Raw genomic sequence first — 25,826 nt, forward strand, 5'->3', positions numbered from 1 at the left:
TCCCCCCTCACCGAGAAGACAAAATTTCATAAATCACATAGAGTTCCCAGTTGGAAATCTCTATTCGATAAAACTGTTCTAGAGTATAGAAAATGTTCTTAGCATTTTGGAAAAATGGTTTTTGGTTAATGGTTAGTTCCTCTAGGTTAGCAGGGATTTCATAGTCTTCAACGCCGAGCATTGTCCGCTCTACCATGAGCGCGTTGTGCATCATTAAGTTAAATTTCATTTTGCCGCTGAGTGTGAGGTCGAAGCGTTTTTCAATGTTTTTTGTAACGTTTTCGACTTGTTTAATAATGACGTCAGGATTTAGAAATTCTAGTTTTTCTGACAAGCCTTCTTTCGAGAAGAAGTGAACAAATTCGTTAATCATGCTATCGATGTTATTGGGATGCATCAAGTTTTGGAAAGGTTCCATCAACTGGGTTCCGGCATCTTCGTCTAACATGTCTAAGAGATTCACGCTAGCAACATTCGTATGATTGTCTAAGTAGGACGTCGTCAAAATGAGCGAGGTTTCTTTTAAATAATTTTCTTCGGCGTTGGCAATGTCTAACGTGTTCACCAAATCTTTGTATTTTAGGGTAATGACTTTAATGTCAGTATACAGGTATTTTTGACAGATTTGTTTGATTTGCTTGGCAATATCCAGACCTGAAATACTAGAGACAATGATATTTTTTTCCACTGAAAAGCCTTCAAAGTACTGTACATCGGTTTTAAATTTTTTTTCAGCGGTTTTAGCAATACCATAGAAAAGTTGTTCGTTCATTAATTGATGGCCAATTTCCAACGCATAGGCAGTGGTCAGGTTATTGATCACCAAAAGTTCTCCAAGAATTTGCGGTTTCAAACTTTTATAAAGTTGTGTCAGGGAACCCATATCGACGAGCATAATGACGCCTTGTGATGTGTCCCGCTGAGAAAGCCAGTCTTTAACTTCGGCGACGATATCTCGGACGGAGGAGGTTAAGGGCATGTTAATCGCATCGAAAATATAGGTACCACATAATTTGTTGGCAACGGCTTGAATACTTGTGGCAGTCGATTCACCATGCGCCACGAGGAGCGCTTGGTAAGGAATCGTTTCAGAAATTTCCCCGCTGAGTAATACAGATAAGAGTACCTCTGTCAAGTAACGGTATTCTTCTGGCAGCGGACTGACTAAGTTTTTGACGAGGGAAACCGTTCGCGGATAGTGTTCTTTTAACTGTGCTTGGACTGGAAGGAGCATTGTTTCGTTAAATGTTGGCGGTAAAATTTTCAGCAATTTGGCAACATCTTTCATCGGTTTTTCAGTTTGCTCAGGTTGGTTAATAATTAGTTTGTTTTTGGTTTGGACTTCCGTGACTAGGTTTTGTAAAAAGTAATCATTTTCTAAGGTTATTTCATCGTCTAAACAATATTTAATGAATTGTGTCAGTTCAGTTTTTAAGTGGGCCAGTGTTTTTTCTTTTGTAAATAAGGCTTCAAATGTTGCGAAAATATCGGAAGAAAGTGTGTCTTCTTCCAACACTTCTTTGTCTAAAGGAATCGCAATCATTGGTTGAGTCGCATCGCCAATGACGACAGGTTGATTGGGCAAAGTTTTTCGTAATTGCGACGCGCAAAGGAGCTGCACTTTGTTGGATAAACTTCCCACGTTACCAGGTTCGTCATTTTCTAATAATGCCGTAAAGATTTCTTCGTCCACGTTGATGTCTTTGGTCATTCGTTTTGCTTCTCGGTGGAATAAGTTTTTCAAAATCGCAATCCGTTCTCGAATGGGGCGCTCTTTGAAGTTCGGAAGTGAGACGATTACGGAAATTCGGCGATAAAAGGTTGGTAATAAGACTTTTTTCGGGTTTTCGGTGGTCGCAAATAGTAGCCGGACCTTGGAATGGACCATTTTTCCTTCTTCACCAATAGGGCGGAAGGTCCCTGTATCCATAAACTGAAAGAGTTTTTCTTGGTTTTCGTTGGATAATCGATGTACTTCATCTAAAAAGAGTACGGAATTATTAGCTTGGGCCAAGAGTCCTTGCTTTTCTGATTCAGCCCCAGTGAATGCGCCTTTGGTATGGCCGAAGAGAATGGATGATAGCAATTCGGGATTGTTGGCATAATCGGCACAGTTAAAGGTGTAGAATTTTTCCAGGCCAATGATTTGTTCGTTTTTTAGATACTCATAAATCAGTTTTGCCAAAAAGCTTTTGCCGACGCCACTGGCTCCATGGATTAATAAAGGCATACCCAATGGGGGATACAACATAGCGGCTTTGCATTGTTCAATGGCTTTTTTGGCGCTGCCTTGGCTACCGATGTATTGTCGAAACACATCGGTCGTGGGGGTTGTTGCACGGGTTAATTGCCAATAAACGGGTTTTTTTCCCGTTTGTTGGACTTCACCTTTTTCCAATAATTTATTTAAGTATAAGCTGGTTACCGAGCGGCTTAATTGAATTTTTGTGGCAATTTCTTGTGTGCTCATCGGGTTGTTGCTGGTTTCTAAAATGTCAACTAAGTGTTGGTAGGTCTCCAAGCGCATGATTCATCGTCCTTCCAAAAGAGAGGTCGGGACAGGGGTTGCTTCTGTTCCCGCCGTTTATCAGCTTTTAAGCCTGAGATAAAAATCACTTTGGATTTTTGTCTCAGGCTCTAAGTGTTTAATAATTAAATGTTTATTGTTTCAATTTTAACAGATGCCTAGTAATCCTAGCAAGATGCCTAAGAACATGATACCAAACATCACCACGTTAACATTGACTTTTTTGCGTAATAACCAGAAAGCAAGTAACGTCACGGCTAATGGTACGATACCGACGAATAGTTGATCCAAATAGTCTTGGATTTTAACTACGTCTTCGCTTCCTTTAACGGAAACTTCAAGAATCGTTTTGAATTTTACATTTGAAGCAGTCATACTGCCCATCATCATTAAGCCTAGCATACTTGATACTTTTGTGAGTATCTTCATTCCGCCTGATTCGTACATTTTTTGGATAAAACTTTCACCGATTGAGTAGCCGCTATACAACGCATAATAGTGAATTAAGAACGCAGGGACGTTGTATAAAAGTAAGAAGACAATCGCCCCTAATGGCGAACCGGTGCTGGCTAATGAAATCCCAATCCCAGCAGCAATGACACGCAAGATGCCCCAGAAGAAGGAATCACCGATGCCTGAAAGTGGCCCCATTAGTGAGGCTTTAACTGCTGTAATAGAGCTAGCATCAAAATTTTCGTCTTCACTGTTTTGTTTTTCCATCGAAGCAACGAGCCCCATAATGAAGTTATTGATATGCATGGTTGCATTGAACCAAGTGGTGTGACGCACCAATGCCTCGGCCCGTTCTTCCTTGGTTTTATAAAAACGATTGATGACTGGGAGTAAAGTGTACATGACACCCACTGCGTGGTATTGTGTAGCTCCTGTCCGGCTAGCATTCATCGTCCAAGAACGCCAGAAAACAGAGCGCATCATTTTTTTCTCTTCTTTAGATAAATTCTCTTTTAACTTCATGCGAAAAAGTCCTCCTCTTCGATTTCTTTCGCGCTGCCTTCAACCGCAGAAGACGCCGCAGGTTTTCTTTTTAGAATGTCGCGAAATTCTACATCCCGTTGGGCACTCACGACACAAATTACTGTCCCGATGACCGCTACCGCAACGGCTGGTAATTGTAGGTACGCGGTTAAAACAAAGCCTAAAATGTAAAAGACGGCCAATTTATTATCCCATAATAGTTTCATTAACATAGCAAACCCAACGGCAGGTAAAAGTCCGCCAGCTGCGCTTAAGCCGTTCATCAAATTTTGTGGAATGCTTTCAACAAACAGATTTACTGGCCCGCTTCCTGCTAAAATTCCGATAAATGAAATCGAAGCGATGATTAAATAATAAATAATCCACGTTCCGTAATGCAGTGTCACAACCATTTTTTGGTTGCCTTCACGTGCTGCTTTGTCAAGAGAAGGAGCAAAGATATTCATAAAGACATTTTTTAAAAACATCACCACGAAAGCGGCTAACATCCCAATTGGTACGGCTAACGTCATGGCGGCTTTTTGTTCGACATTTGAAATAATTGCAAACGTTGTGGCTAAAGTAGTCGCAGTTACAGGTTCCGCTGCGATAACACCACCGATATTAACATTTCCTAAGAAAATTGCTTCCAGAGAGGCCCCCATTAGAACCCCTGTTTTCATGTCGCCCATTAAAATTCCTGTGACTAATCCAACGACTAAGGGACGTTCCATCATACTTTGACCAGTTAAATAATTCCCAGCAAAACAGATAAATACAGCTAAGGCTGCCATTGTTGCATGCATAAGCATTGTTCATTTCCTCCTTTTAATTGACGGCTTGTTTTAGACTTAATTTTGAGTTGGTTGGCAGTACTTGGTTATAGCTTTCCACGTGAGTCAAACTGGCTAATTCTTTGGCAGCTTCTAACTCTTCAGGGTTTAATTGGACACTTGGGAAAACCATTGTTTTGGTAGCTGGATCTGATTTATCAAAGCGGCCAGCATTGGCAACATTCACACTTTCAATATCTGTCACGTTTTTCGCAATTTTAGTAGCATCCGCTACACTGTTCACAATTACAAAAATTCGTTTGTCTTTGCCCCGAGGATCATTAAAGACATCAATCGCATCATCAACTGAGCGAATTAATAGTTTCATGCCATTAGGGACCGCCATTTTTAACGTCATTTGCATTACTTCGTTTTTGGCTGCTTCATCATTCGCTACAACTAATAAGGGGGCATTCAATTCTTTGGTCCAAACTACGGCTACTTGGCCGTGAATTAATCTGTCGTCTACTCGTACTTGTGTAATCATTTTAATTTCCTCCTAAAAAAAGTTTTCTTCTTCATTTGATGGGTTTAATTCAACGAATTGAATTTGTGCTTCAGCAATTGCTGCTTGAATATCTTCTTTGGTTAGCTTTTCGCCTTCTTTTAAGAAAATCAGCGACAAGGCAATGGCTAAGTTGGCATTGGAAATGATAAAAACATTGTCTGGTTTTGTCGTCATGACTTCTTGAACAATTTTTTGATTGACACTACCACCATATAAATCTGTTAAAATAATAGCTTGTTCTTCTGCGCCAAGGGACTGAAGAAACGTTTGAATAATTGGCGTGTAGTCCTCAGGAGTCACATAGGCATTGATGACCGCCAGCTCTTTTCCTTTGTCTGCGAGAATATCCAAGGAACTTTGGAAGCCTTTCGCTAAGTTTCCGTGACTAGCAATTAAAAATTTTCTTTTCATTCTTTTCACCTCACTTTTATATAAAGCAAGTTCTGTGCCAACAAAAGAGAACTCTAAATCCTTGATTTGAAAGGGTTTTAACGCTCTTGAAACTGTTTAAACAGTTTCAAGTCAAAATAAACACGTTATTCGTTGGCTAGTTTGTTGTTGAAAAATAGCTAAGCAAAACTGTGAAATTTAATCAAAATAACCCCCGTTTTTATCGAGAAGTGTTACAATAATACTCATGAATATTTATACATTAAGGAGAGTTACGAATGACTGATGCTCTTGTGATACAAGATTTACGCAAAGTGTACGCTTCAGGTGTTGAAGCGTTGCGAGGGATTGATTTAACAGTCGAAGAAGGCGATTTTTATGCTCTTTTGGGACCGAATGGCGCAGGAAAATCAACGACGATTGGGATTGTGACCTCGTTAGTTAATAAGACTTCGGGGAAAGTCAAAATTTTTGGGTATGATTTAGATACGGAGATGGTGCGGGCGAAGCAACAGATTGGGTTAGTGCCGCAGGAGTTTAACTTCAATCCGTTTGAAACGGTCCAGCAGATTGTGGTCAATCAAGCGGGCTATTATGGGGTGTCTCGTAAAGAAGCCATGAAACGGAGTGAAAAGTATTTAAAACAATCCAATTTATGGGAAAAACGGAACGAACGGGCTCGAATGCTTTCTGGCGGAATGAAACGTCGCTTGATGATTGCTCGTGCGCTGATGCATGAGCCGAAGTTATTGATTTTAGATGAACCAACTGCGGGTGTCGATATTGAATTGCGCCGTGAAATGTGGGCCTTTTTACAAGAGTTAAATGCGCAGGGAACCACGATTATTTTGACGACCCATTACTTAGAAGAAGCTGAGATGTTGTGTCGCAACATTGGGATTATTCAGTCTGGTGAATTGATTGAAAACACCAGCATGAAGCACTTGTTAGCAAAATTACAATTTGAAACGTTTATTTTTGATTTAGCACCTTATACGCAGGCGCCAGTTATTGAAGGCTATCAAAGTGTGTTTGAGGACGAGTTAACGTTAGCGGTGGAAGTGGAACGAAACCAAGGAGTCAATCACTTGTTTGAACAGCTAAGTCAACAAGGAATCAAAGTATTGTCAATGCGGAATAAGTCCAACCGTTTGGAAGAGCTCTTCTTGAAGATTACTGAGGATACGTACCAAAGGGAGGATCAACATGTTTAGTCTGTATTTTACTGCTTTAAAAAGTTTAGCTGTGAAGGAAACCAACCGTTATTTACGGATTTGGGTCCAAACACTGGTACCGCCAGTGATTACGACGTCCTTATATTTTGTGATTTTTGGGAAAATGATTGGCGGGCGAATTGGCGACATGGGCGGTTTTTCTTATATGGAATTTATCGTGCCAGGTTTAATTATGATGTCAGCCATTACAAGCTCGTACGCCAATGTTTCATCTTCCTTTTTCTCACAAAAATTCCAGAAAAATATCGAAGAAATTCTCGTGGCGCCAGTTCCAACTCATGTGATTATTTGGGGATTTGTGATTGGTGGCGTTGGTCGTAGTATTTTGGTCGGTGCGTTAGTCACCATCATTTCTCTATTTTTTGTGCCATTGCACGTTGTTTCTTGGCTGATGGTCATCATGACTTTATTGATGACAGCGATTCTCTTTTCTTTAGCTGGTTTGTTAAATGGTATTTTTGCGCAATCCTATGATGATGTATCGATTGTGCCGACCTTTGTGTTACAGCCTTTAACCTATTTGGGTGGGGTTTTCTATGCCATTTCCATGTTGCCGCCATTTTGGCAAGCTGTCTCAAAAGTTAATCCGATTGTTTACATGATTTCTGGGTTCCGCTACGGTTTCCTAGGGGTTCAAGATGTGCCAATTGGTATTTCTATGACCATTTTAATCTTATTTATTGTCGTTTTATATGGCATTTGTTGGTACCTTGTAGAAACAGGGCGTGGCTTACGTAGTTAAGCCGTAAAAAGATTAAACTGTCTGAATCACTCATTCTAGCGAGCAGATTCAGACAGTTTTCTTGTTTCTAAGTATGCCTTTTTTGATTCTTCGTGCATTTCCCTGTATAATAGCAATGTTTCGCACCAGAATATGTCGACAATTGTCGTTGAAAATAAAGAAAAAATCAGAAACGGAGTATATGAAGATGAGCAAGAATTTTTGGGCAACATTGCCAAAGCCCTTTTTTGTTTTAGCACCAATGGAAGATGTCACTGATGTGGTCTTTCGTCATGTCGTGAAAGAAGCTGGGGCGCCAGATGTGTTTTTTACAGAGTTTACTAATTCAGATAGTTATTGTCATCCTGAAGGGAAAGACAGTGTGCGCGGGCGCCTCGTTTTTACAGAAGATGAACAGCCGATGGTGGCACATATTTGGGGGGATAAACCGGAATTTTTCCGTGAAATGAGTATCGGCGTAGCGGAGATGGGCTTTCAAGGATTAGATATAAATATGGGCTGTCCTGTGCCTAACGTGGCTGAGCGTGGAAAAGGCAGCGGGCTGATTTTGCGCCCAGAAGTCGCGGCTGAATTGATTGACGCCGCCAAAGCAGGTGGCTTACCTGTTAGTGTCAAAACACGCATTGGGTTTACTGAAATGGCGGAAATGGATGCGTGGATTACGCATTTATTAGAGCAAGACATTGCGAATCTATCCATTCATTTGCGAACACGAAAAGAGATGAGTAAAGTGGATGCCCATTGGGAGGTCATTCCGCAAATTATGGCTATTCGGGACCGTGTCGCACCGCAAACGACAATTACGATTAATGGGGATATTCCCGATCGTCAAAAGGGCCTAGAATTAGCAGAACAATATGGTGTAGATGGCATCATGATTGGTCGGGGGATTTTTAAAAATCCTTATGCCTTTGAAAAAGAACCCAAAACACATACACCACAAGAATTGCTGGGCTTGCTACGTTTACAATTGGATTTGCAAGACAAATATGCGGAATTGGTGCCTCGCTCCATTGTTGGGTTGCATCGCTTCTTCAAAATTTATGTCAAAGGCTTTCCAGGTGCCAGTGATTTAAGAGCACAATTAATGAATACAAAATCAACGGATGAAGTGCGCCAGTTGTTAGCGACGTTTGAAGCAGAACATGGTGTGCTTGACTAAATAAAAAAAGAGAGGAGGTAGCATTTTAGCTAATGCTATCTCCTCTCTTTTGAATGCTTAATGCGCAATCATTTCTTGGGCAATTTCTTGTTTGCTTAAGTCGCTTGGATAATACGTTGGCCAGTTGTCCATTTCATTGAACAGACTTTCTTGGCTATCGCCGCCGAAGAAGATGTGGAAATGAGCGGCTTTCGTTGGTGCGATGTTGTGGTCGCTAAATTGGACGTATTTAAACCGCCCAGCATTGGCATCGTCTGTTTCAAAAAGGAAACGGACGCCACGGTTGCCTTTTGCATAGTTTAAAATTTTATAACCGGCTGCTTTATAGGTGAATTTTTGTGGTTTGCCATCGACCAGAAACTCGATGGTGGAATCAGTGATGTTGATGTGGTCGACATCGGTTTGATAGCCGGCATCATAGTAGGTTTTGTATTCGGCTGGTGTTTTATCTTTTTTCAGTTTCGCTTTGTAATCGAAGACTTGGTCTAATGTGCCATCTTTTAATAAAGGATAGACGGATTGCCAATTTCCAGCGTAATCTGTCAGTGTTCTCTCAGCCACCTCACTGTCTTTGAAATAGCCGTTAGCCACGGTTTTTTCTGTTTTTTCAGAGGTTTCTGGCTGAACCTCTTTCCCAGCTGTATCTGTTGTTTTTTTCAAAGCAGTTAAGTTTTCTTTCATTACAGAAAGATAATCTTCGCCATTGTCCATTTGTTTTTGTGTCAAACTTTCTAGCGGGTTTAGGACTTCCAATTGAACATTCGCTTCGTCAGCTAACGTTTTAGCAATTTTATCGTTGGCATTTTTTTCAAAATAAATATAGCGAATTTGATTGTCTGTGACATATTTTTTCAACTCTGCCAAGCGCCCTGCAGTTGGCTCTTGTTCAGGTGTTAAACCAGCTATTGGCACTTGTTTTAAGCCGTAATCTAAGGCAAGATAACCAAATGCAGCATGTTGGGTAACAAAACTTTTTTGCTTAGCGTCTTTCAAAGCTGTTTGGAACTCTTTGTCTAAGGCTGTTAATTTTGTTAAGTATTTTTCTGCGTTTGTTTCAAATGTTTTGGCTTTTTTAGGGTAAAGTTTGACTAATTGTTCTTTGATGTTTGTAACTTCTTGGATGGCACGATGGGGTGAAACCCAAGTATGCGGATCTAATTCATGGTGGTGGCCTTCTTCGCCATGTTCGTGGTCATGGTCGTGTCCGTCTTCGTCACTGCCAGGAAGTAAGACCATGTTTTCGGTACCTTTAATGACGTTCGGGGCTCCTTTTTTCCAACCTTTAGCAGCTTTGGGTACCCAAGATTCCATATTTTCATTGTGGTAAACGAAAACATCCGCATCATGGATGGTAGCCATATCTTTGGCGGATGGTTCATAATCGTGGGGTTCAGAACCAGCAGGGATTAACAATTTGACGTCTCCTTCATCGCCTACAATATTTTTAGTGAAATCGTACATAGGATAAAAAGTCGTGACAATGGATAGTTTTTCTTTACCGTCAGCGGTTTTATCAGAGGTGTTTGTTTTGCCGCAAGCGCCGAAAAGGATTAGCGATAAGGCGGCTAACAGGGGAAGAGTAAATTTTTTCATAGGTGTGCTCCTTTAGTGAATTACGCAATTTTCTTTTGTTTATTGCGCTTATGTTCTTTAATGATTTTAAGTGCGCGTTTTCGTGTTTTGATGTTGGGACTTTTCAGTCGACGATAAGCGCTAGATAAGTCAGTTTTTTCCATTATATATAGGACCTCCATTTCGTAAAAAATAATTTACGGAGTAGCTATTTTGTTGAGGGTTTGAAAGGTTTCTTGGATTTTTTTTGTCTCTAATTCTTTGCCAATCAGAACAATTGTCGTTTCTTGAGGGGGTTGATTCGTCATTTGAAAGGCCACTTGCTGGTTGACGCCTTGCATGGCAATGGCCAAGTCATGCTCCTGTAAGGCGAGAATCCCTTTGAAACGGTATAACTTTTCCTGATGCGTATACATTAACCAATCAAGCCAACGAGTGAAAAGAGGTTCGTTGAGGGCTGAGGACGCCGTTAGCGTTAGGGAGTGAAAGGTATGGTGATGATGCTCGTGGGCGTGCTCATGCGGGGAATGAGTCATTTCGTGTTCTGTAAGTGTTGCTGTAAACTTATTTAATTGAAAAAAGTCACTAGCCAAAAGAGGCTCGTTGGCTTGAAAGGATAAAATATCAGCAAAAGGATTAATGGTACGAAGGGTTTCTTGGAACGTTGGTAGCTGAGTGCTGTCTGCTGGTTCCTTGACAGAAAAAAAGAGGCGATCTGCTAAGGCCAGTTGTTTGATGGCTTCGGCTTCTTGAAGCTGCTGTTGCCAATGATGCCCATCAACGACCGTTAAGAGACTGTCTATATAGAAATGATTTTTGATGTGCGGGGTCGTTAAAATTGTTTGAATGATTGGTTGCGGATCAGCAATGCCTGTTGTTTCTAAAATGACTTGGGCAATGGGTTGTTGTTCTTCTGGGTACACTTCTAAGATTGCTGATAAAGAGGCAAGAAGATCTCCTCGTAAGCTGCAACACATGCAACCGTTATTTAATTGAATAATTCGTTCCGTGGTTTGTAAAAGTAATGCGTGGTCAACGCCTGTTTGACCAAATTCATTTTCAATAATAATAATTTCTTCTTTAGGAAACGGTGATTGCGCAAGCGCATGGTTAATTAAGGTTGTTTTTCCTGCGCCTAAAAAGCCAGAAACAATGGTGATTGGAATGCCCATCAAGTTTTCCTCCTGTTATTTGACTTCAGTGAAAAGTGCGCGGCGCCGTAGTTTTGGTGAATATTTTTTCAGCTGTAATTTTTCTGGTGTATTTCGTTTGTTTTTACTTGTTAAGTAAAGGCGCTCGCCAGTTTCAGCGCAAGCTAACGTAATGGTTTGGCGCATAGTGCCGTCCTCCAATTTGATTTTTTTAATTGCGTATAAAAGATAAAGGGGGCTGCGAGGTCAGCCCAAAGGCGACTGTCCTCGCTAGTTGTCTTTATCGAAATAATGAGTTACCAGCTTGCTTTTTTGACGCCAGGAATCAAGCCTTGGTGAGCCAATTCACGGAAACGAATCCGAGACATGCCAAATTTACGCATGTAGCCACGTGGGCGCCCATCTGTTTGATCGCGGAGTTTTAAGCGACTTGGATGAGCATCTTTTGGCAATTTGCTAAGACCTTCATAATCGCCAGCTTCTTTTAAGGCTTGGCGAATAGGCGCATATTTTGCAATCATTGCTTGTTGTTTTTTTGCTTTAGCAATTTTTGATTTTTTAGCCATAAGGCACTTCCTTTCTTTTTGGATTTATAAAATCTAAATCGTAATGGTTACGATTTGAACGGAAGTATATTATCAGGTGTTACGTTGTTTGTCAAGTGAGAATTTTGTTTTTTTTAGGACTTGCTAAGTTGAGAAGTTAGAAATGTTTGTTTTAGCGCTGTTTTGTAGTATCTTTTAAGAAAGAGTAAAAAGGAGTGAAGATGGCAATGGTAGAACGTTTGACGATTATTCGTGGTGTGGAAAAATTTGAATTACAAACGAAAACAGCGCGCTGGGTGTTAGCAAAAGAAGAGGGCTATTCGCCAGTTCAAATGCTCGTTTCGGCAATTGGCGCTTGTGGGGGGTACGTGTATCAATCCGTTTTGGAAAATTCGCACATTCCCTTTGAGTTTGAAAAAATAGAAGTCACGTATTCAAGAGAAGTAGAGAGACGCGCACAACCATTAAAACAGGTAACGATTCTCTTTTATGTGACTGTTCCAGAAGCCTTTCAAGCACGGGCGACAAGGTGTTTGAAGCTTGTCCCCCCAAACTGTCCAGTGATTCAATCATTGGCTGAAAGAATTACTGTCGAAGAAACAGTTGTATTTAAAAAGTAAACCATTAGAGACATTATCGTTACGAGCGCTTTTCCCTTTTTGGATGCCTCGTTTCTGAGAATGTCTTTTTTTAGAGGAGCGTGGGGAAATAGCTGTAGAAACAGGAAATTTTTAATTCATTTGTACAAAATAATACAGAAAAAAAACAGATAGTGCTTTTTTCACAAATAAAAAGGTTGCTTTTTTTTCTGTTTTAGTAGATGATGTAAGTAGTTACATCTCTGATATAACGCTGTTTTTCGAAACGTGTGTTATTTTTTGATTCGTAATAGTTTTTTTAAATCGTTTCACAGAATTACTTTAATTGTTATACAGTTTTTTTAGTTGTTATAGTTTGTTTTTCGGCCTTTAGGAGGTAATCATGATTGAGTTAGTGAATGTGTCGAAAGTCTATCAAGAGACACACGCGTTAAAAAATATTCACTTTTCTGTCCAACCAGGAGAAATCGTTGGGATTGTTGGGAAAAGTGGCTCTGGCAAGTCCACGTTGTTACGTTTGTTGAATTTAATGGAACAACCGAGTGAAGGGGAGATTCGTATTGATGGCAGAAATGTTCAAACCTTCTCTAAAAAAGAAGTTCGCCAGCAGCAACAACAAATGGGGATGGTGTTTCAGCATTACAATTTGTTAGAAAATTTGAAAATTTATGATAATGTTGCGTTGCCTTTGAAACTTTTAAAAGAGAAACAGCCTGAAAAAATTGAGCGTTTATTAACGTTTGTTGATATGGCCCATAAGGCAGAAGCGTATCCTGCTCAGCTTTCTGGTGGGGAAAAACAGCGTGTCTCTATTGCTCGAGCGTTGAGCCGTAATCCAAAATGGTTATTATGTGACGAGGCAACGAGTTCATTAGATGAAGAAAATACAGAAAGTGTCGTTCGACTATTACATAAGACGCATCAGGAATTCCGACCGACTATTTTCTTTGTTAGTCACGAATTAGAAACCGTGAAGCGCTTATGTAATCGTATCTTAGTGATGGAAAAAGGTCAGTTAATTGGCGAATTTCTGAATAATCCTCAGCAATATGAGGAAGAACCGCTTTCCTATTTAGAAAAAGTGGAAAGGAGTTTGCGTCCATGACTTTTTCAGAAACCTTTGCCGAATATTGGCCATCTATGCTGATTGGTTTAAAAGAAACAGGGATTATGATGTCGATTTCGATGGCTATCTGTTTGCTTGTCGGCTTACCTTTAGGCTTAGGACTATTTTTGGCTAATCCGAAAGTCAAAGGGCATCAACCTTGGCTGTACTGGGTTTTAAATTTCATTGTAACTGTTATTCGCTCGTTTCCTTATTTATTATTTGTGATTGCGTTGATTCCAGTCACTCGTTCTGTTTTAGGAAAGGCGTTTGGCCCAATTCCTTCATCTGTGCCATTGAGTATTGTTGCGATCGCGATTTTTGCTCGCTTGGTTGAACAAGTGCTGTTGGATGTTCCAGAAGAAATTTATTTTTTAGCTAATTCGTTAGGTACCTCGAAAGTCCAATACATTTGGCACTTTTTATTGGTGGAAGCACGTAGCGGATTGGTCCTTGCTTACACAACCACGACAGTGAGTATGGTTTCATATTCCACGGTGATGGGTGTTGTTGGTGGCGGCGGGATTGGCGATTTTGCAGTTCGTGTCGGGTATCAACGGTATGAATACGGTATTATGTATGTTGCCATTGTGATTATGATTGCACTGGTCTTCATTTTACAAATGCTTGGGAACTTCATTGCCCAAAAACTAGACAAAAGAAAGTAGGAGGACAAAAGAATGAAGAAGTTTTATTTAGCAACATTCGCTGTTATTGCAACAGTTATTTTAGCTGCCTGTGGGGGAAATAAACAAGCAGACCAGAAAGAAGACAAGGAGATTACCGTTGCCGTGCAATTGGAATCTTCAAAAGATATCTTGGAAATTGCCAAGAAAGAAGCTGAGAAAAAAGGGTACAAAATTAACATTATGGAAGTGAGCGACAATGTTGCCTACAACGATGCCGTGCAACATGACGAAGCGGATGCTAATTTTGCGCAACATCAACCCTTCATGGAAATGTTTAACAAAGAGAAAAAAGCTGATTTAGTGGCTGTGCAACCGATTTATTATTTTGCTGGTGGTTTCTATTCAAAAGAATACCAAGATGCGAAAGATTTACCTGAAAATGCCAAAGTGGGGATTCCTAGCGATCCAACCAATGAAGGTCGTGCTTTAGCAATTTTAAATGCAAACGGCGTGATTAAATTAAAAGAAGGTGTCGGCTTTAACGGCACGGTGGCAGATGTCGTGGAAAATCCTAAAAACATCACTTTTGAAAGCATTGATTTACTGAATTTAGCTAAAGCCTATGATGAAAAAGACATCGCTATGGTGTTCTGCTACCCAGCCTACTTAGAACCTGCTGGTTTAACAACGAAAGATGCGATTTTGTTAGAAGATGAAGAAGCAAGTAAACATTACGCATTGCAAGTTGCGACACGTAAAGGCGAAAAAGATAGCGAAAAGATCAAGGTTTTAAAAGAAGCGATGACAACAAAAGAAGTTGCTGAATACATCAAGAAAAATTCTAAAGGCGCTAATATTCCTGCGTTTTAATGAATAGAAAAAATGAAGCCTCTTTTTTGAGAAGCTTCATTTTTTTCTTTTCCTTGATTTATAGTATAGTTAATAGGAAGGAGGTACCGGTGTGGTCGAATTATTTATTTTAATGATGGAACGGGTGGGCTTAATTATTTTACTGGCCTTTCTTTTAGTGAATGTGCCTTATTTTAAGCGTGTTTTATTAAGTCGTGAAAAAATGTCTTCAAAAGTTCAGTTGATTTTGATTTTTGGTTTATTTGCTATTATTTCTAATTTTACAGGTATCGAAATCGCTAAGAATCAGATTGTCCCCAATAATTTACTAACCTATTTAAGCAGCAATGCTTCCATTGCGAATACGCGTACGTTAGTAATTGGCGTTTCTGGATTAGTGGGTGGTCCGATTGTCGGCAGTACGGTTGGTTTAATTGCTGGCTTTCATCGGGTTATTCAAGGCGGGGGGCATAGTTTCTTTTATGTGCCTGCTTCTTTAATTGTTGGCTTAATTGCCGGTTTTTTAGGGAGCCGCATGGCAAAGCAAACCGTTTTTCCGTCTGCCGGCTTTTCTGCCATTGTCGGAGCGTGCATGGAAATGATTCAGATGATTTTTATTTTCTTTTTCAGCGGTGATCTAGCGGATGGGGCCACGTTGGTTCGTTTTATTGCGCTGCCGATGATTTTGTTAAATAGCGTAGGAACGTTCATTTTTATGTCGATTCTAACGACGACATTGAAACAAGAAGAGCAGGCCAAAGCGGTTCAGACGCACGATGTTTTGGAATTAGCAGCGGAAACACTGCCATATTTTCGAGAAGGACTCAATAAAAATTCCAGCAAAAAAGTTGCGGAGATTATTAAGCATTATACAAAAGTCAGTGCGATTAGCATGACAAACAGTCATCAAATTTTAGCTCATGTTGGCGCAGGAAGCGACCATCATATTCCAGAGCTAGAAGTCATCACGGAGCTTTCTCGGGAAGTGTTACGGACGGGCCAAATGACCATCGCGCATGCCAAAGAAGAAGTTGGTTGTTCGGACCCTAATTGTCCGTTGCAAGCGGCGATTGTGATTCCATTATTTTCCCATCAGCAAATTGTTGGCACCTTAAAAATGTACTTTACGGATCCAGCGCAGTTAACGCATGTCGAGGAACAGTTAGCAGAAGGTCTTGGGACAATTTTTTCTTCACAAATTGAATTAGGGGAAGCGGAAGTACAATCAAAATTACTTAAAGAAGCTGAAATTAAATCCTTGCAAGCGCAAGTGAACCCGCATTTCTTCTTTAATGCCATCAATACTATTTCCGCATTAATGCGGAAAGACAGTGAAAAAGCGCGGAAACTATTGCTCCAATTAAGCAAATACTTTCGAGGCAACTTGCAGGGAGCCGTGCAAACGACGATCCCAGTTTCACAAGAACTAGAACAAGTAAAAGCCTATTTGTCATTAGAACAAGCACGGTTTCCGAATCGTTATCAAGTAACATTTGACGTAGAAGAAGCGGTTGCTTCAGAAAAAGTACCGCCGTATGCGATTCAGGTGTTAGTGGAAAATACCATCAAGCATGCATTTGGCAGCCGTAAAGAGAACAATCAAGTCCGGGTAGTGGTCAAAGCAAAACAACACAAATTACATGTGGATGTGTATGACAATGGGCAAGGGATTCCTGAAGAACGCCGCTTGCTATTAGGAAAGACAACAGTGACTTCGGAAAAAGGCACCGGCACGGCACTGGAAAACTTGTCCCGCAGAATGGCGAACCTTTATGGATCAGAAGGTTGTTTTTTAATTGAAAATTTAGAAACAGGCGGGAGCCATGTTCATTTAGAAATCCCGATGGAACAGGAGGAATTAGATGCACGTATTAATCGTTGATGATGAGCCCTTAGCACGAGAAGAATTGAGCTATCTTGTTTCCCAACATCCGCAAGTGACGAGCGTTGCAGAAGCGGATTCTGTGGCGGAGGCAATGGAAGAGATGATGGATCAAAAGCCAGATTTGTTATTTTTAGATATTCATTTGACCGATGAAAGCGGGTTTGATTTAGCGGAAAAATTAACCCATCTTAAAAAAGCGCCCTACTTGGTCTTTGCAACCGCCTATGATCAATATGCGTTAAAGGCCTTTCAAGTGAATGCAAAAGATTATATTTTGAAACCTTTTGAAGAAGAAAAAATAACACAAGTCATTGAAAAAGCATCGAAAGAAATGGCTCAAGCTGTCCCAGAAAACACTGCCGAAAAAGGACCAAAATCTGAAGCAATACCTATTCAAGGGGAAGACCGCATTTATCTTGTGGCGCCAGAAGATATTTACCTCGTTTCTGTCGAAGAACGGCAACTGAGCATTTTTGTGGATCAACAGGTCTACAAGATGACAGGGACCCTCAACAGTATCGAACAAAAATTACCTGCCACGCTCTTTATTAAAACGCATCGAAGTTTCATCTTGAATCGAACAAAAATTCAAGAAATCCAGCCGTGGTTTAATAACACGTTGCAAGTAATTTTAACCAATGGCTCAAAAGTACCTGTTAGCCGTTCATACGTCAAAGAATTTAAAGAAAAACTTGGCTTAAGTTAAAAAATCACCACTTGAAATGTCGAATGCATTTCAAGTGGTGATTTTTGCATTTGGTGAAGAAATTCTGGCATTTCATGAAAAAAAGCCCTTAAAAAAACGTTTTCTTTATATACTTAACCCATAGAAAACAGACAAAAGGGAGCGAAGAAGAATGGAAAAGAAAGTATATTCATTTTTACAACAAGCAGCAGTTTTTGCCATTATTATGTTAATCGCCAACGGCTTGGCGTTCATTTCCCCAATACCAATGCCTGCTTCAGTAATTGGCATGGTGTTATTGTTCATTGGTTTATGTACAAAAGTTGTTAAATTGGAGCAAGTGGAAGGGCTAGGTAACAGCTTATCAACGGTTATTACATTTTTATTTGTTCCTTCAGGGATTTCCTTAGTTAATTCTTTAGGGATTATGCAACAATTTGGCGTTCAAATTGTTTTTGTTATTTTAGTAGCAACATTAGCGTTACTAGCAACAACTGGTTGGACGGGCGCCTTTTTATTGCATATGAAAGATGCTCGAAAAGAAAAAGAACCCGCAGCAACGAAGAAAGCGAAAGGAGAGGTTCGCGCATGAATCCGTATGTTGGCATTATTATTTCATTAGCTGTATTTGGCATAGGTACTTGGTTGTTTAAAAAAAGTAAAGGTTTCTTCTTATTTACGCCATTATTCGTTGCGATGATTTTAGGCGTTGTCGTTTTAAAAGTAACAGGAATTAGTTACGAGCAATACAATGAAGGTGGCAAATATATCAGCTTCTTTCTAGAGCCTGCGACAGTAGCGTTTGCGATTCCTTTATATAAAAAGAGAGACGTGTTGAAAAAATATTGGTTAGAAATTTTAACGGCGTTAACAATTGGTTCTTTTGGTTCGCTAGTGGCTGTTTATTTTGCAGGAAAAGTGATTGGCATGGATAATCATTTAGTGGCCTCAATCTTACCACAAGCAGCTACAACAGCGATTGCCGTACCTATTTCTCAAACTGTTGGCGGCATTGCTTCCATTACGGCGTTTACTGTAATCTTCAATGGTGTACTAACCTATGCCTTGGGCCGAATTGCATTGAAATGGTTTAAAATTAACAATCCAATCGCCAAAGGTTTAGCTTTAGGTGCGGCCGGACATGCCCTAGGTGTGGCAGTTGGCATGGAAATGGGCGAAACAGAGGCTGCTATGGCTAGTATTTCTGTCGTAGTGGTTGGCGTAGTTACTGTTTTAGTAGTTCCTTTCTTTGCAACGGTCATTGGTCTATAAAAAAGTGGGATTCCTCACTCTTTTATGAGTAGCTAATTTCTATCAGCTAGCAGTCTCTGCTTATTCTGTTCCCGCCGTTTATCAATTTTTAAGCCTGGGACAAAAATCCAAAGTGATTTTTGTCCCAGGCTCTTTTATGTTGTTTACACGATTTTTTGAGTATAGATAGGGCGCATGGAAGGATTGACCAGTCTTTTTATAGAATGGTTGCTCCTAAAGTTTGTTTAAAGTGGCGTAATGCCCATTCGTGTCCTTGTTCATCAAAACTAGCAACGGCGCGTTCAGGAATCATTAATTGATAGCCTAAATTATAGGCATCAACAGCCGTATGCAACACGCAAATATCTGTACAAACACCAGTTAAACAAAGCTCTGTAATTCCTCGTTCTCGTAACCGAATGTCCAAATCCGTGCCACTAAAAGCAGAATAGTGCCGTTTGTCCATCCAATAAACGGTTGCCTCATTTTTGTGAGCTTGATAAAAATCATCTAGCGAGCCAAACAGATTACGCCCGTCAGTTCCTAAGACATTGTGGGGCGGGAAAAGTTTATTTTCAGGATGATAGCGATCTAGAGGGTCATGCCCATCAATGGCAAAAACCACAAAATCGCCATTGTCAAAATAGTGCTTTGTTTGTTGAACAAGGGCCGTTTCAATGGCTTGTCCAGCGGCACCAGTGGTTAGTTTTCCGTCTGTGGCGACAAAATCATTCGTATAATCAATGGAAATCAGAGCTTTCATTTGGCAACCTCCTAAAGGTTAAAGTCATTTTGTTCATTTTACAGCTTTTAAGAGGGCATTTCAAATGATAAAAGTACATCAAATTCTAAAAAAGCTGTTTCAAAATAAACGCTTTGGCTAAAAAACATGCTATAATTTTGCTACAAATTAAAGCAGGTGAATAGAGTGAAAAGAAAAATCGTACGTTTTATCCTTTGGTTGTTAGGAATCATTGTGGTTATTTGCTTAGGTGTGTTTCTCGCCTTTCAATTATCCCCTAAGCCAGGCGCTTGGGTCATCAACCAGTTATTCGCAGGCGAAGTTGAAATAAAAGATTCAGCTTCCTATGATAAAGCATTACCCAATGTCCAATTGCAAGAAAATCAAACATACCCTTCTTCAAGAAAAAAGAATACCTTTGATTTGTATTATCCCCAAACGTCAAAACAAGCGGTACCAGTCGTTTTATGGGTCCATGGTGGTGGCTATGTGGGAGGAGATAAGTCTGGGATGAAAGAGTTTGCGACACGTTTAGTGGCTGATTCCTCAGTTGCCTTTATTTCAATGAATTATGAATTAGCACCAGATGCACCTTATCCAAGCCAGCTCCAGCAGGTCAATGAACTTGTTCAATTTTTATTAGAAAAGAAACAAGCGTATCCCATGTTAGATTTATCTAAGCTTTTTATTGGCGGGGACAGTGCGGGTGCACAGATTGCTCTACAATATGCAACAGTTCAAACCAATGCCAACTATGCCAAAGAACTAGGGATGACTGCAGCGTTGCCGGCTAGCCATTTAAAAGGCACACTCTCGTATTGTGGTCCGGTGGATTTGAAACAAATGGCCAACCAACAAAGTGATAATCGTTTTATGAAATTTTTCGTTAAAACAGTGGCTTGGTCCTTGCTCGGCACTAAAGACTGGCAGACGAGTGCAGAACTGCAAGAAGTGAGTTTAGTGGATAAAGTCACCAAAGAATTTCCCCCGACGTATCTAACAGATGGCAATAGTTTTTCATTCCAAGAGCAAGGACTAGCCTTGGTTCAGCGGTTAAAAACTTTAAATGTTCCAGTTTCAGCTCTCTTTTTCAAAGATAAGAAAGCAACGATCACCCATGAATATCAATTCGACTATCAAACAAAAGAAGCTAAACAATGTTACCAAGAAACAGTCCAGTTTGTGAATACGTATAAATAAACAGAGGCCTTAGAAATATTTCTAAGGCCTCTGTTTATTTATTTTTGTCATTTTTTTAGCTGGGAAATATGTATAAATTAAACAAAAATGTTTATTTAATGATGTTTACATGAGAAAAAATCCGTGCTATACTACGAACTCGTTTGTTAATTTTAATGTTAAAAACAACGTTTTTGTTATTTTTGTGAACAAATTAACATTTTTATCTTACAAAAACAGCAAAAAATTCGTTTAGTTAACAAAAAGAAAATTAAAAAATAAATTTTTTTTTTGAAATTAAGAAAATATCTTTAAAAAAATCAGAAGAAAACTTCGTATACTTGAGCCATAGGTTGGTTGTGGAAAGTTTACTTCGAGGGAGGAGTGATGAAGTTAATGAAAAAGAAAATCGCTGTTTTATTGGCAACTTGTTTACTTGTACAACCATTTTTATCTGTTTCAGCGTGGGCGATTGAAGGGGAGCAACAAACAGAACGTACGCAGACACAGCCAAAAACAGCAGAAACCAGTACAAGTGAAGCAACAAAAGAAAGCAGCGCACATTCTATAGAACAGTCATCAATGACGGAATCTAGTGCTATCACAGAAAAAGTAACCACCTCTTCCACAGAAACAAAACCAAGCGAAGAGCAGAAGCAAATCACGTTGACCTTTGAAACAACGGGTCAAGCTTTGTTTCTAAATGATGCCAAAAGTTATCAAGTGGTAAAAGAAAAAAATCAGCCACTTCGGACAGAAGAATTACCAAAATGGGCGAATAGTGAGGAAAATACGACTTTCGTTGGCTGGTCTTACCAAGGAAAAACATATACAAATGAAGAACTTCTTCAATTAGAGTTTTCAGAAGATACACAACTTACGGCTGTCTTTAAACAGAAACTGACACGCATGGCCAGAGCTGTTTCAGTTGATCAGTCCATTGCGGACACAATTGCCCCTGCAGATAAAACAAAAGTGATTGTTGTGCCAAGTCCTGCAGTAGATGGAGCAGCGTACAAAGAATATGCATCGACAGAGGCTGGTTTGAAAGAAGCCTTGTTTGATTTGTATCAACAGGGGAACAATGGCGATTTCACTCTTTATATAGGAAACAATATTACGACGAGTGCGGCGACCACCGCTAAAGTGATTCCTGACACCGTTACGGCAAGTAATATGACCTTTTACGCCTTGCAAGGCAAGGTCAATCATTTAGTGATTACTGGAAACAGCGCGGATCCGATTAGTATGGATCAAACGGCGCCAACGGGTTCTAAGACGTTAGGATTTAATCAAAATATCTTTTTTGGCTCAAACATCACTTTGAGAAATCTAAACTATACAGGTACGAATATGTATTTAAATGGTTACAGTTTGAACTTGAATGGCGGTTCTAATGGAAACGGTCTGACCGTATACGGTGGAACGGATACAGGAGATGTTTCAGGAAACCCAACTTTAACAGTAAATAGTACAGGTACAGGGACATGGAATTTCTATGGCGGAAACCAAAATGGTGGTAATTTAGCTGGAAATCCTACGATTGTTATTAACAATACACGGAGCGGACTAAATACATTAAGTGGGGGCGCCAATATTGGGACAGTGACTGGGAATACTTCATTGGTTGTCAATGATTCTGGTGGCAGAATTGCTTCAATTTATGGGGGTGGTTATGGGACCAACGCAACCAACACAGCGAATGTTACTGGTAACGTCTCAACAAAGGTTGCGATTACGAATGCTGCTACAGGTTTCCAATTAAGTACGTATTATGGCGGTGTTCAATACGGAAATATTGGTGGAAAAGTAACAAACGATATTTCTGGATATGGCCGTTGGTATACAGCGGGTCAACGTTTTATTGGTGGCTCTTCCCGCGGCGATATAGGAACGAATCGTGCGACTGATGGAATTACTACAAATTTAAATACACAGTTGTATAGTGCGGGTCGTGCAGATTTTGAAGGAGGCAACCAATATTCTGGAACGATCATCGGAGATATTACGAATGTGGTTACAGCAGGAACGAATTCCGCTGGTGGTATTAATGATTTTAACGGCGGTGCTGGTAACAATGTTTCGAAATTTAACAAGAGTCAAATTGGGGCCTCAAATGAAGCAACGTATGATGCTTATACACCACAACAAAGAGCAGAATTAGCCAAATCAGCAGCAGCTTTTAAAGTTTTTGGAAATATTTCTTCTAAATTAGTCAGCGGTTCGTTTAATAATGGTGCAATTTACTCAACTGCAGCTGGCCGCGGCGGTTATATCGAAGGAAATACAACAATTGAAGTGGGAACAGCGAATGGTGATGGGTCCTTAGGTGGCGATGGTATGGCTTATTCAGGCGCAAAACCGACGAGTTTAGATTATTCAACGACCGATAAAAGTCGTGGGTATAGTTCAGGTTGGGATATTGTTGGTGGCGGCGGCTATCCTGCTAGTAATGATACTTGGGATATCTATATAAAAGGAGATACTAAGACTGTTTTAAATAATACCATTGCTCGCTGGACATATGGTGGCTCTTTTTCAGGTGTCGTTGAAGGCAATACTTCTAACACATTGAATGGCGGGATTGCTGACACATTAGAAGGAACAGGCTATCAAGCAGCTCGAGTTTATGGAAACGGTCAAACAATCGTTAATAATGGTCAAGTCGATTGGTTTCTTTCAGGCGGTGGCTGGAATGATGCCAAAAATGTTGGGAATGTCGGTGTAACGGTTTATGAAGGAGTAATTAATGCTTCGATGGGCGCTTCTTATGGAGCAAGCGGTGGCCATACAATTACTGGTAATTCAGACAACCGCATCTACGGAGGAAATTTCTCAGGAACTCCTCGGACAGGCGCGAACGGTTTTTCAGGTGGGATTACCAATGCGGGCTCACTTCTTGGAAATGCCAAACTCTTAATTGATTTAAGAAATTACAACGGAGAGTTTAAGTTGCCTGGTAATACCTACATTACTGGTGGTCGGCCCTATGGTCAAAATACGACACTCGGAACGGATGAATCAAACACAATTACTTTAAATATTTTCACTAAAACAGGTGTGGAATCTCTAAATGGGGCCAGCATTTACGGTGATGGTGGAACCAATGCTGCGTATACCAAGAACGGCAAGATTACAATGAATATTCAAGCAGCGGGTTCTAGTATTGGAAATTTATATGCGACACAGTATTCCAATATCAGTGGCGGAAAAATCTTACGTGATGTTACCGCAAATGTTCAAGGTGCAGTTAGTATTAACGGTTTATCCGGTGGTTCATCAACAGATAATTTCACTAATGCAATTGTGAATGCTAGTTCAAATAAAGTGGCCTTTAACTTTGGGACTAACGTTGACGGCACCAATAACTATCAAACAGAACCACTAAATGCGACAGGCTTAGGCGTTGTCAACTTTACGGAATTAAATGTCACCAATGGCATTAAATTAATGGCTAATGGTGGGAACATCAAAAATGGCGTTTCTGCTACTGCCGCGAACCATAGTACGACTTACAATGAATTCGGATCAATTCATCTATCTAAAAACGCTGGAATTGGGATCACCAACACTGCCAATTTAATTTCAGCTAGCAAACTAACGGTTCAGGATCATGCAACATTAGAAACAATTCCTGGTACAGGTAAAGTAAACATTGCGGATTTTGAAGCTGTCGATCCAACAAAAGATGAACTTTTATGGATTAAACCAACGACAGATACAACTGCTTTGGTGGATAGCACAGGGACTTGGTTTGGAAATGTCAAAGCCTATCAGGTCTTGACGATTAATCCAACGGTCAATAATGCTACAAAACTTACGCCAACAACGTTTCATGGGATTGAAAAAGCGACTGGAAAAACATTTATTGGCGATAACGATGTGACCAAGGGCGCCAATGGCTATGGAATAGCAATTCCTGGCTCTATCATCGATTATGAAGTGGAAACGCCTGGAATTGTGGCAGGTGCAGGTACTATTTCTCATGATGTAAAAGAGGTCAAAGCTGGCAATGCGCCGTTAACCTTACAAGCGTGGGGCACAGAAGTAGCTGGACAAAAAGTTCAAAAAGGACGTTTGATGATTCCGACCTCAAGTGCTTTAACACCAACCCTAAGCTTCCTTCCTGACGAAGTAACAGGTTCTTGGTTGCACCAAGGAACGGTTAAGTCTAGTGAAGTTGGGAGCGCGATAGAGCAAATTCCAGAGCAAAAAGATACCACCCCGCTTTCATGGAAAGCGACGAATATGAACTACAGTTATCAGGTGAAAGTTCAATTTTCAAATAAAGTGGAACTTTCGGGGCAATCGGTGATTGTCACAGAAGATGAGGCAGCGCAACTAACGACTGTTGATAAAGTAATAGAAATGCTTGGCGCAAAAGGTCGGCCGTTTTTCAAGACCTCATTAAAAGAGACGGATTTACCACAAATTCAAGCGCCGTTAGCAGAAAAAACTGTATCGCGGACACATGATATTCAATTAGAAGCAGGGACGTCAGGAGATAATTTGCAAAACAAAACGGTTCATTTAGTTGTTGTGAAAAATGAAAGTGTCCTTGCCAAAGATCGTTCGTTTGCTTTGTATGCGACAAGTGCGCATTTGAAATTAAAAGAAGCAAATGGCTTAACGAATTCAGACGAGTTGGCACAATGGACACAAGCAACGGTGATTTTCGCAGATGGTCGGGCCAATCAAACACCAAGTCTTGATGCCGCAACCTTCCAAGCCATTCAGCAAGCGAAACCAGAAGAATTAGCCAAAACGGTGCCAGCCAATTATCAATTTACAGAAGCTGGTGAAACATTAAATAAAAAAGTCAATGTGTCTATTTCAGGCGAATTAACGTTAGAAAAAGTACCTAAAACAATTGATTTTGGCAAACAAAAAATTTCTGCCAAGCCAGAAGTTTACTGGCCAACTCTTTCAGATGATTTAGTCGTTCAAGACACACGCGGGTCAGAAAGTACGCCTTGGAAACTGAATGTTCAGGTAACTAATCCCTTAACGAACGGCACAGATCAATTGGAAGATTTGTCATTGGTTACAGACAAAGGAGAATTTTTACTCAATAAAGGAGATACGGTTGTTACAGAAAATGAAGGCTCAGGTTCAGGTAGTTATACAATTAACCAAGGTTGGGGTGCGGCAAACCAACGGGGACTTAAACTATCTGTGCCAGTCGAAAAACAAAAAGTCGGTGAATTTAAAGGGACATTGTCATGGTCATTAGTCATGGCACCATAACAAGGAGGAGAGAAG

At 40.2% G+C, this 25,826-nt stretch carries 24 protein-coding genes; 13 read left to right on the forward strand and 11 right to left on the reverse strand.

Annotation, left to right across the window (positions count from 1 at the left end):
* Positions 1–7: 7 nt before the first annotated feature.
* From IGI97_RS01370 to IGI97_RS01390, 5 genes are all read right to left on the reverse strand, one after another.
* Entirely contained in the window at positions 8–2,527 is a 2,520-nt protein-coding gene (locus IGI97_RS01370; protein WP_438737842.1) for a sigma 54-interacting transcriptional regulator, read from the reverse strand.
* A gap of 147 nt (positions 2,528–2,674) precedes the next feature.
* Positions 2,675–3,502 (reverse strand): PTS system mannose/fructose/sorbose family transporter subunit IID, encoded by an 828-nt coding sequence (locus IGI97_RS01375; protein ID WP_002360964.1) that lies wholly within the window; start codon positions 3,500–3,502, stop codon positions 2,675–2,677.
* Positions 3,499–4,314, reverse strand: a complete 816-nt coding sequence (locus IGI97_RS01380) for a PTS mannose/fructose/sorbose/N-acetylgalactosamine transporter subunit IIC (protein ID WP_002365419.1) — start codon at positions 4,312–4,314, stop codon at positions 3,499–3,501. The genes IGI97_RS01375 and IGI97_RS01380 overlap by 4 nt, the downstream gene beginning before the upstream one ends.
* 16 nt (positions 4,315–4,330) lie before the next feature.
* On the reverse strand, positions 4,331–4,822 hold the full coding sequence (locus tag IGI97_RS01385; protein ID WP_002354800.1) for a PTS system mannose/fructose/N-acetylgalactosamine-transporter subunit IIB: 492 nt from the start codon (positions 4,820–4,822) through the stop codon (positions 4,331–4,333).
* Positions 4,823–4,834: 12 nt separating this feature from the next.
* Positions 4,835–5,254 carry a PTS sugar transporter subunit IIA gene (locus IGI97_RS01390; protein WP_002354802.1) on the reverse strand — a complete coding sequence of 140 codons (420 nt, stop codon included), beginning with the start codon at positions 5,252–5,254 and terminating at the stop codon, positions 4,835–4,837.
* A gap of 257 nt (positions 5,255–5,511) precedes the next feature.
* Here IGI97_RS01390 and IGI97_RS01395 point away from each other — a divergent pair, with 257 nt between their 5' ends.
* The 3 genes from IGI97_RS01395 (at position 5,512) to IGI97_RS01405 (ending at position 8,372) form a co-directional block, all read left to right on the forward strand.
* Entirely contained in the window at positions 5,512–6,447 is a 936-nt protein-coding gene (locus IGI97_RS01395) for an ABC transporter ATP-binding protein (RefSeq protein WP_002354809.1), read from the forward strand.
* Complete coding sequence (locus IGI97_RS01400) at positions 6,440–7,210, forward strand: ABC transporter permease (protein ID WP_002354811.1); 771 nt, start codon at positions 6,440–6,442, stop codon at positions 7,208–7,210. The genes IGI97_RS01395 and IGI97_RS01400 overlap by 8 nt, the downstream gene beginning before the upstream one ends.
* 187 nt (positions 7,211–7,397) lie before the next feature.
* On the forward strand, positions 7,398–8,372 hold the full coding sequence (locus IGI97_RS01405) for a tRNA dihydrouridine synthase (RefSeq protein ID WP_010710860.1): 975 nt from the start codon (positions 7,398–7,400) through the stop codon (positions 8,370–8,372).
* Positions 8,373–8,429: 57 nt separating this feature from the next.
* Here the strand turns inward: IGI97_RS01405 and IGI97_RS01410 are convergent, their stop codons facing one another.
* The 5 genes from IGI97_RS01410 to rpsN all read right to left on the reverse strand — a co-directional run bounded on the left by IGI97_RS01410 (position 8,430) and on the right by rpsN (position 11,661).
* Positions 8,430–9,965 carry a zinc ABC transporter substrate-binding protein AdcA gene (locus IGI97_RS01410; protein WP_016616437.1) on the reverse strand — a complete coding sequence of 512 codons (1,536 nt, stop codon included), beginning with the start codon at positions 9,963–9,965 and terminating at the stop codon, positions 8,430–8,432.
* 20 nt (positions 9,966–9,985) lie between these two features.
* Positions 9,986–10,108: a putative metal homeostasis protein gene (locus tag IGI97_RS01415; protein ID WP_002383181.1), complete on the reverse strand. Its 123-nt coding sequence runs from the start codon at positions 10,106–10,108 to the stop codon at positions 9,986–9,988.
* A 33-nt stretch (positions 10,109–10,141) separates the two neighbouring features.
* Positions 10,142–11,116: a CobW family GTP-binding protein gene (locus IGI97_RS01420; protein ID WP_016633543.1), complete on the reverse strand. Its 975-nt coding sequence runs from the start codon at positions 11,114–11,116 to the stop codon at positions 10,142–10,144.
* A 15-nt stretch (positions 11,117–11,131) separates the two neighbouring features.
* On the reverse strand, positions 11,132–11,281 hold the full coding sequence (gene rpmG, locus IGI97_RS01425) for a 50S ribosomal protein L33 (RefSeq protein WP_002354818.1): 150 nt from the start codon (positions 11,279–11,281) through the stop codon (positions 11,132–11,134).
* A 110-nt stretch (positions 11,282–11,391) separates the two neighbouring features.
* Positions 11,392–11,661 (reverse strand): 30S ribosomal protein S14, encoded by a 270-nt coding sequence (rpsN, locus tag IGI97_RS01430; RefSeq protein WP_002354822.1) that lies wholly within the window; start codon positions 11,659–11,661, stop codon positions 11,392–11,394.
* Positions 11,662–11,861: 200 nt separating this feature from the next.
* Between rpsN and IGI97_RS01435 the strand changes: the two genes are divergently transcribed.
* The 8 genes from IGI97_RS01435 (at position 11,862) to lrgB (ending at position 18,664) form a co-directional block, all read left to right on the forward strand.
* Positions 11,862–12,260: an OsmC family protein gene (locus tag IGI97_RS01435; RefSeq protein ID WP_438737844.1), complete on the forward strand. Its 399-nt coding sequence runs from the start codon at positions 11,862–11,864 to the stop codon at positions 12,258–12,260.
* A gap of 361 nt (positions 12,261–12,621) precedes the next feature.
* A complete protein-coding gene (locus IGI97_RS01440; RefSeq protein ID WP_002354824.1) occupies positions 12,622–13,344 on the forward strand; it encodes a methionine ABC transporter ATP-binding protein in 723 nt (240 codons plus the stop codon).
* The gene (locus IGI97_RS01445) at positions 13,341–14,012 is read left to right on the forward strand and encodes a methionine ABC transporter permease (RefSeq protein ID WP_002354825.1); all 672 of its coding nucleotides are present in this window, start codon (positions 13,341–13,343) and stop codon (positions 14,010–14,012) included. The genes IGI97_RS01440 and IGI97_RS01445 overlap by 4 nt, the downstream gene beginning before the upstream one ends.
* A 12-nt stretch (positions 14,013–14,024) precedes the next feature.
* On the forward strand, positions 14,025–14,843 hold the full coding sequence (locus IGI97_RS01450; RefSeq protein ID WP_438737846.1) for a MetQ/NlpA family ABC transporter substrate-binding protein: 819 nt from the start codon (positions 14,025–14,027) through the stop codon (positions 14,841–14,843).
* A 91-nt stretch (positions 14,844–14,934) separates the two neighbouring features.
* On the forward strand, positions 14,935–16,704 hold the full coding sequence (locus IGI97_RS01455; protein WP_002367484.1) for a sensor histidine kinase: 1,770 nt from the start codon (positions 14,935–14,937) through the stop codon (positions 16,702–16,704).
* On the forward strand, positions 16,685–17,413 hold the full coding sequence (locus IGI97_RS01460; protein WP_002354828.1) for a LytR/AlgR family response regulator transcription factor: 729 nt from the start codon (positions 16,685–16,687) through the stop codon (positions 17,411–17,413). Before IGI97_RS01455 ends, IGI97_RS01460 begins: the two co-directional genes overlap by 20 nt.
* 151 nt (positions 17,414–17,564) lie before the next feature.
* Positions 17,565–17,984: an antiholin-like murein hydrolase modulator LrgA gene (gene lrgA, locus IGI97_RS01465; RefSeq protein ID WP_002354829.1), complete on the forward strand. Its 420-nt coding sequence runs from the start codon at positions 17,565–17,567 to the stop codon at positions 17,982–17,984.
* On the forward strand, positions 17,981–18,664 hold the full coding sequence (lrgB, locus tag IGI97_RS01470) for an antiholin-like protein LrgB (protein WP_002354830.1): 684 nt from the start codon (positions 17,981–17,983) through the stop codon (positions 18,662–18,664). The genes lrgA and lrgB overlap by 4 nt, the downstream gene beginning before the upstream one ends.
* Positions 18,665–18,860: 196 nt before the next feature.
* Here the strand turns inward: lrgB and IGI97_RS01475 are convergent, their stop codons facing one another.
* Positions 18,861–19,406, reverse strand: coding sequence for a cysteine hydrolase family protein (locus IGI97_RS01475; protein ID WP_010820339.1), 546 nt, complete (start codon positions 19,404–19,406; stop codon positions 18,861–18,863).
* A 165-nt stretch (positions 19,407–19,571) separates the two neighbouring features.
* Between IGI97_RS01475 and IGI97_RS01480 the strand changes: the two genes are divergently transcribed.
* Complete coding sequence (locus tag IGI97_RS01480; RefSeq protein ID WP_002367479.1) at positions 19,572–20,585, forward strand: alpha/beta hydrolase; 1,014 nt, start codon at positions 19,572–19,574, stop codon at positions 20,583–20,585.
* Between the two features lie 366 nt (positions 20,586–20,951).
* Positions 20,952–25,811 (forward strand): hypothetical protein, encoded by a 4,860-nt coding sequence (locus IGI97_RS01485; RefSeq protein WP_029681561.1) that lies wholly within the window; start codon positions 20,952–20,954, stop codon positions 25,809–25,811.
* Positions 25,812–25,826: the final 15 nt, after the last annotated feature.

The organism is Enterococcus sp. DIV2419, assembly GCF_051711865.1.
In the GTDB taxonomy this organism is placed as follows: domain Bacteria; phylum Bacillota; class Bacilli; order Lactobacillales; family Enterococcaceae; genus Enterococcus; species Enterococcus faecalis.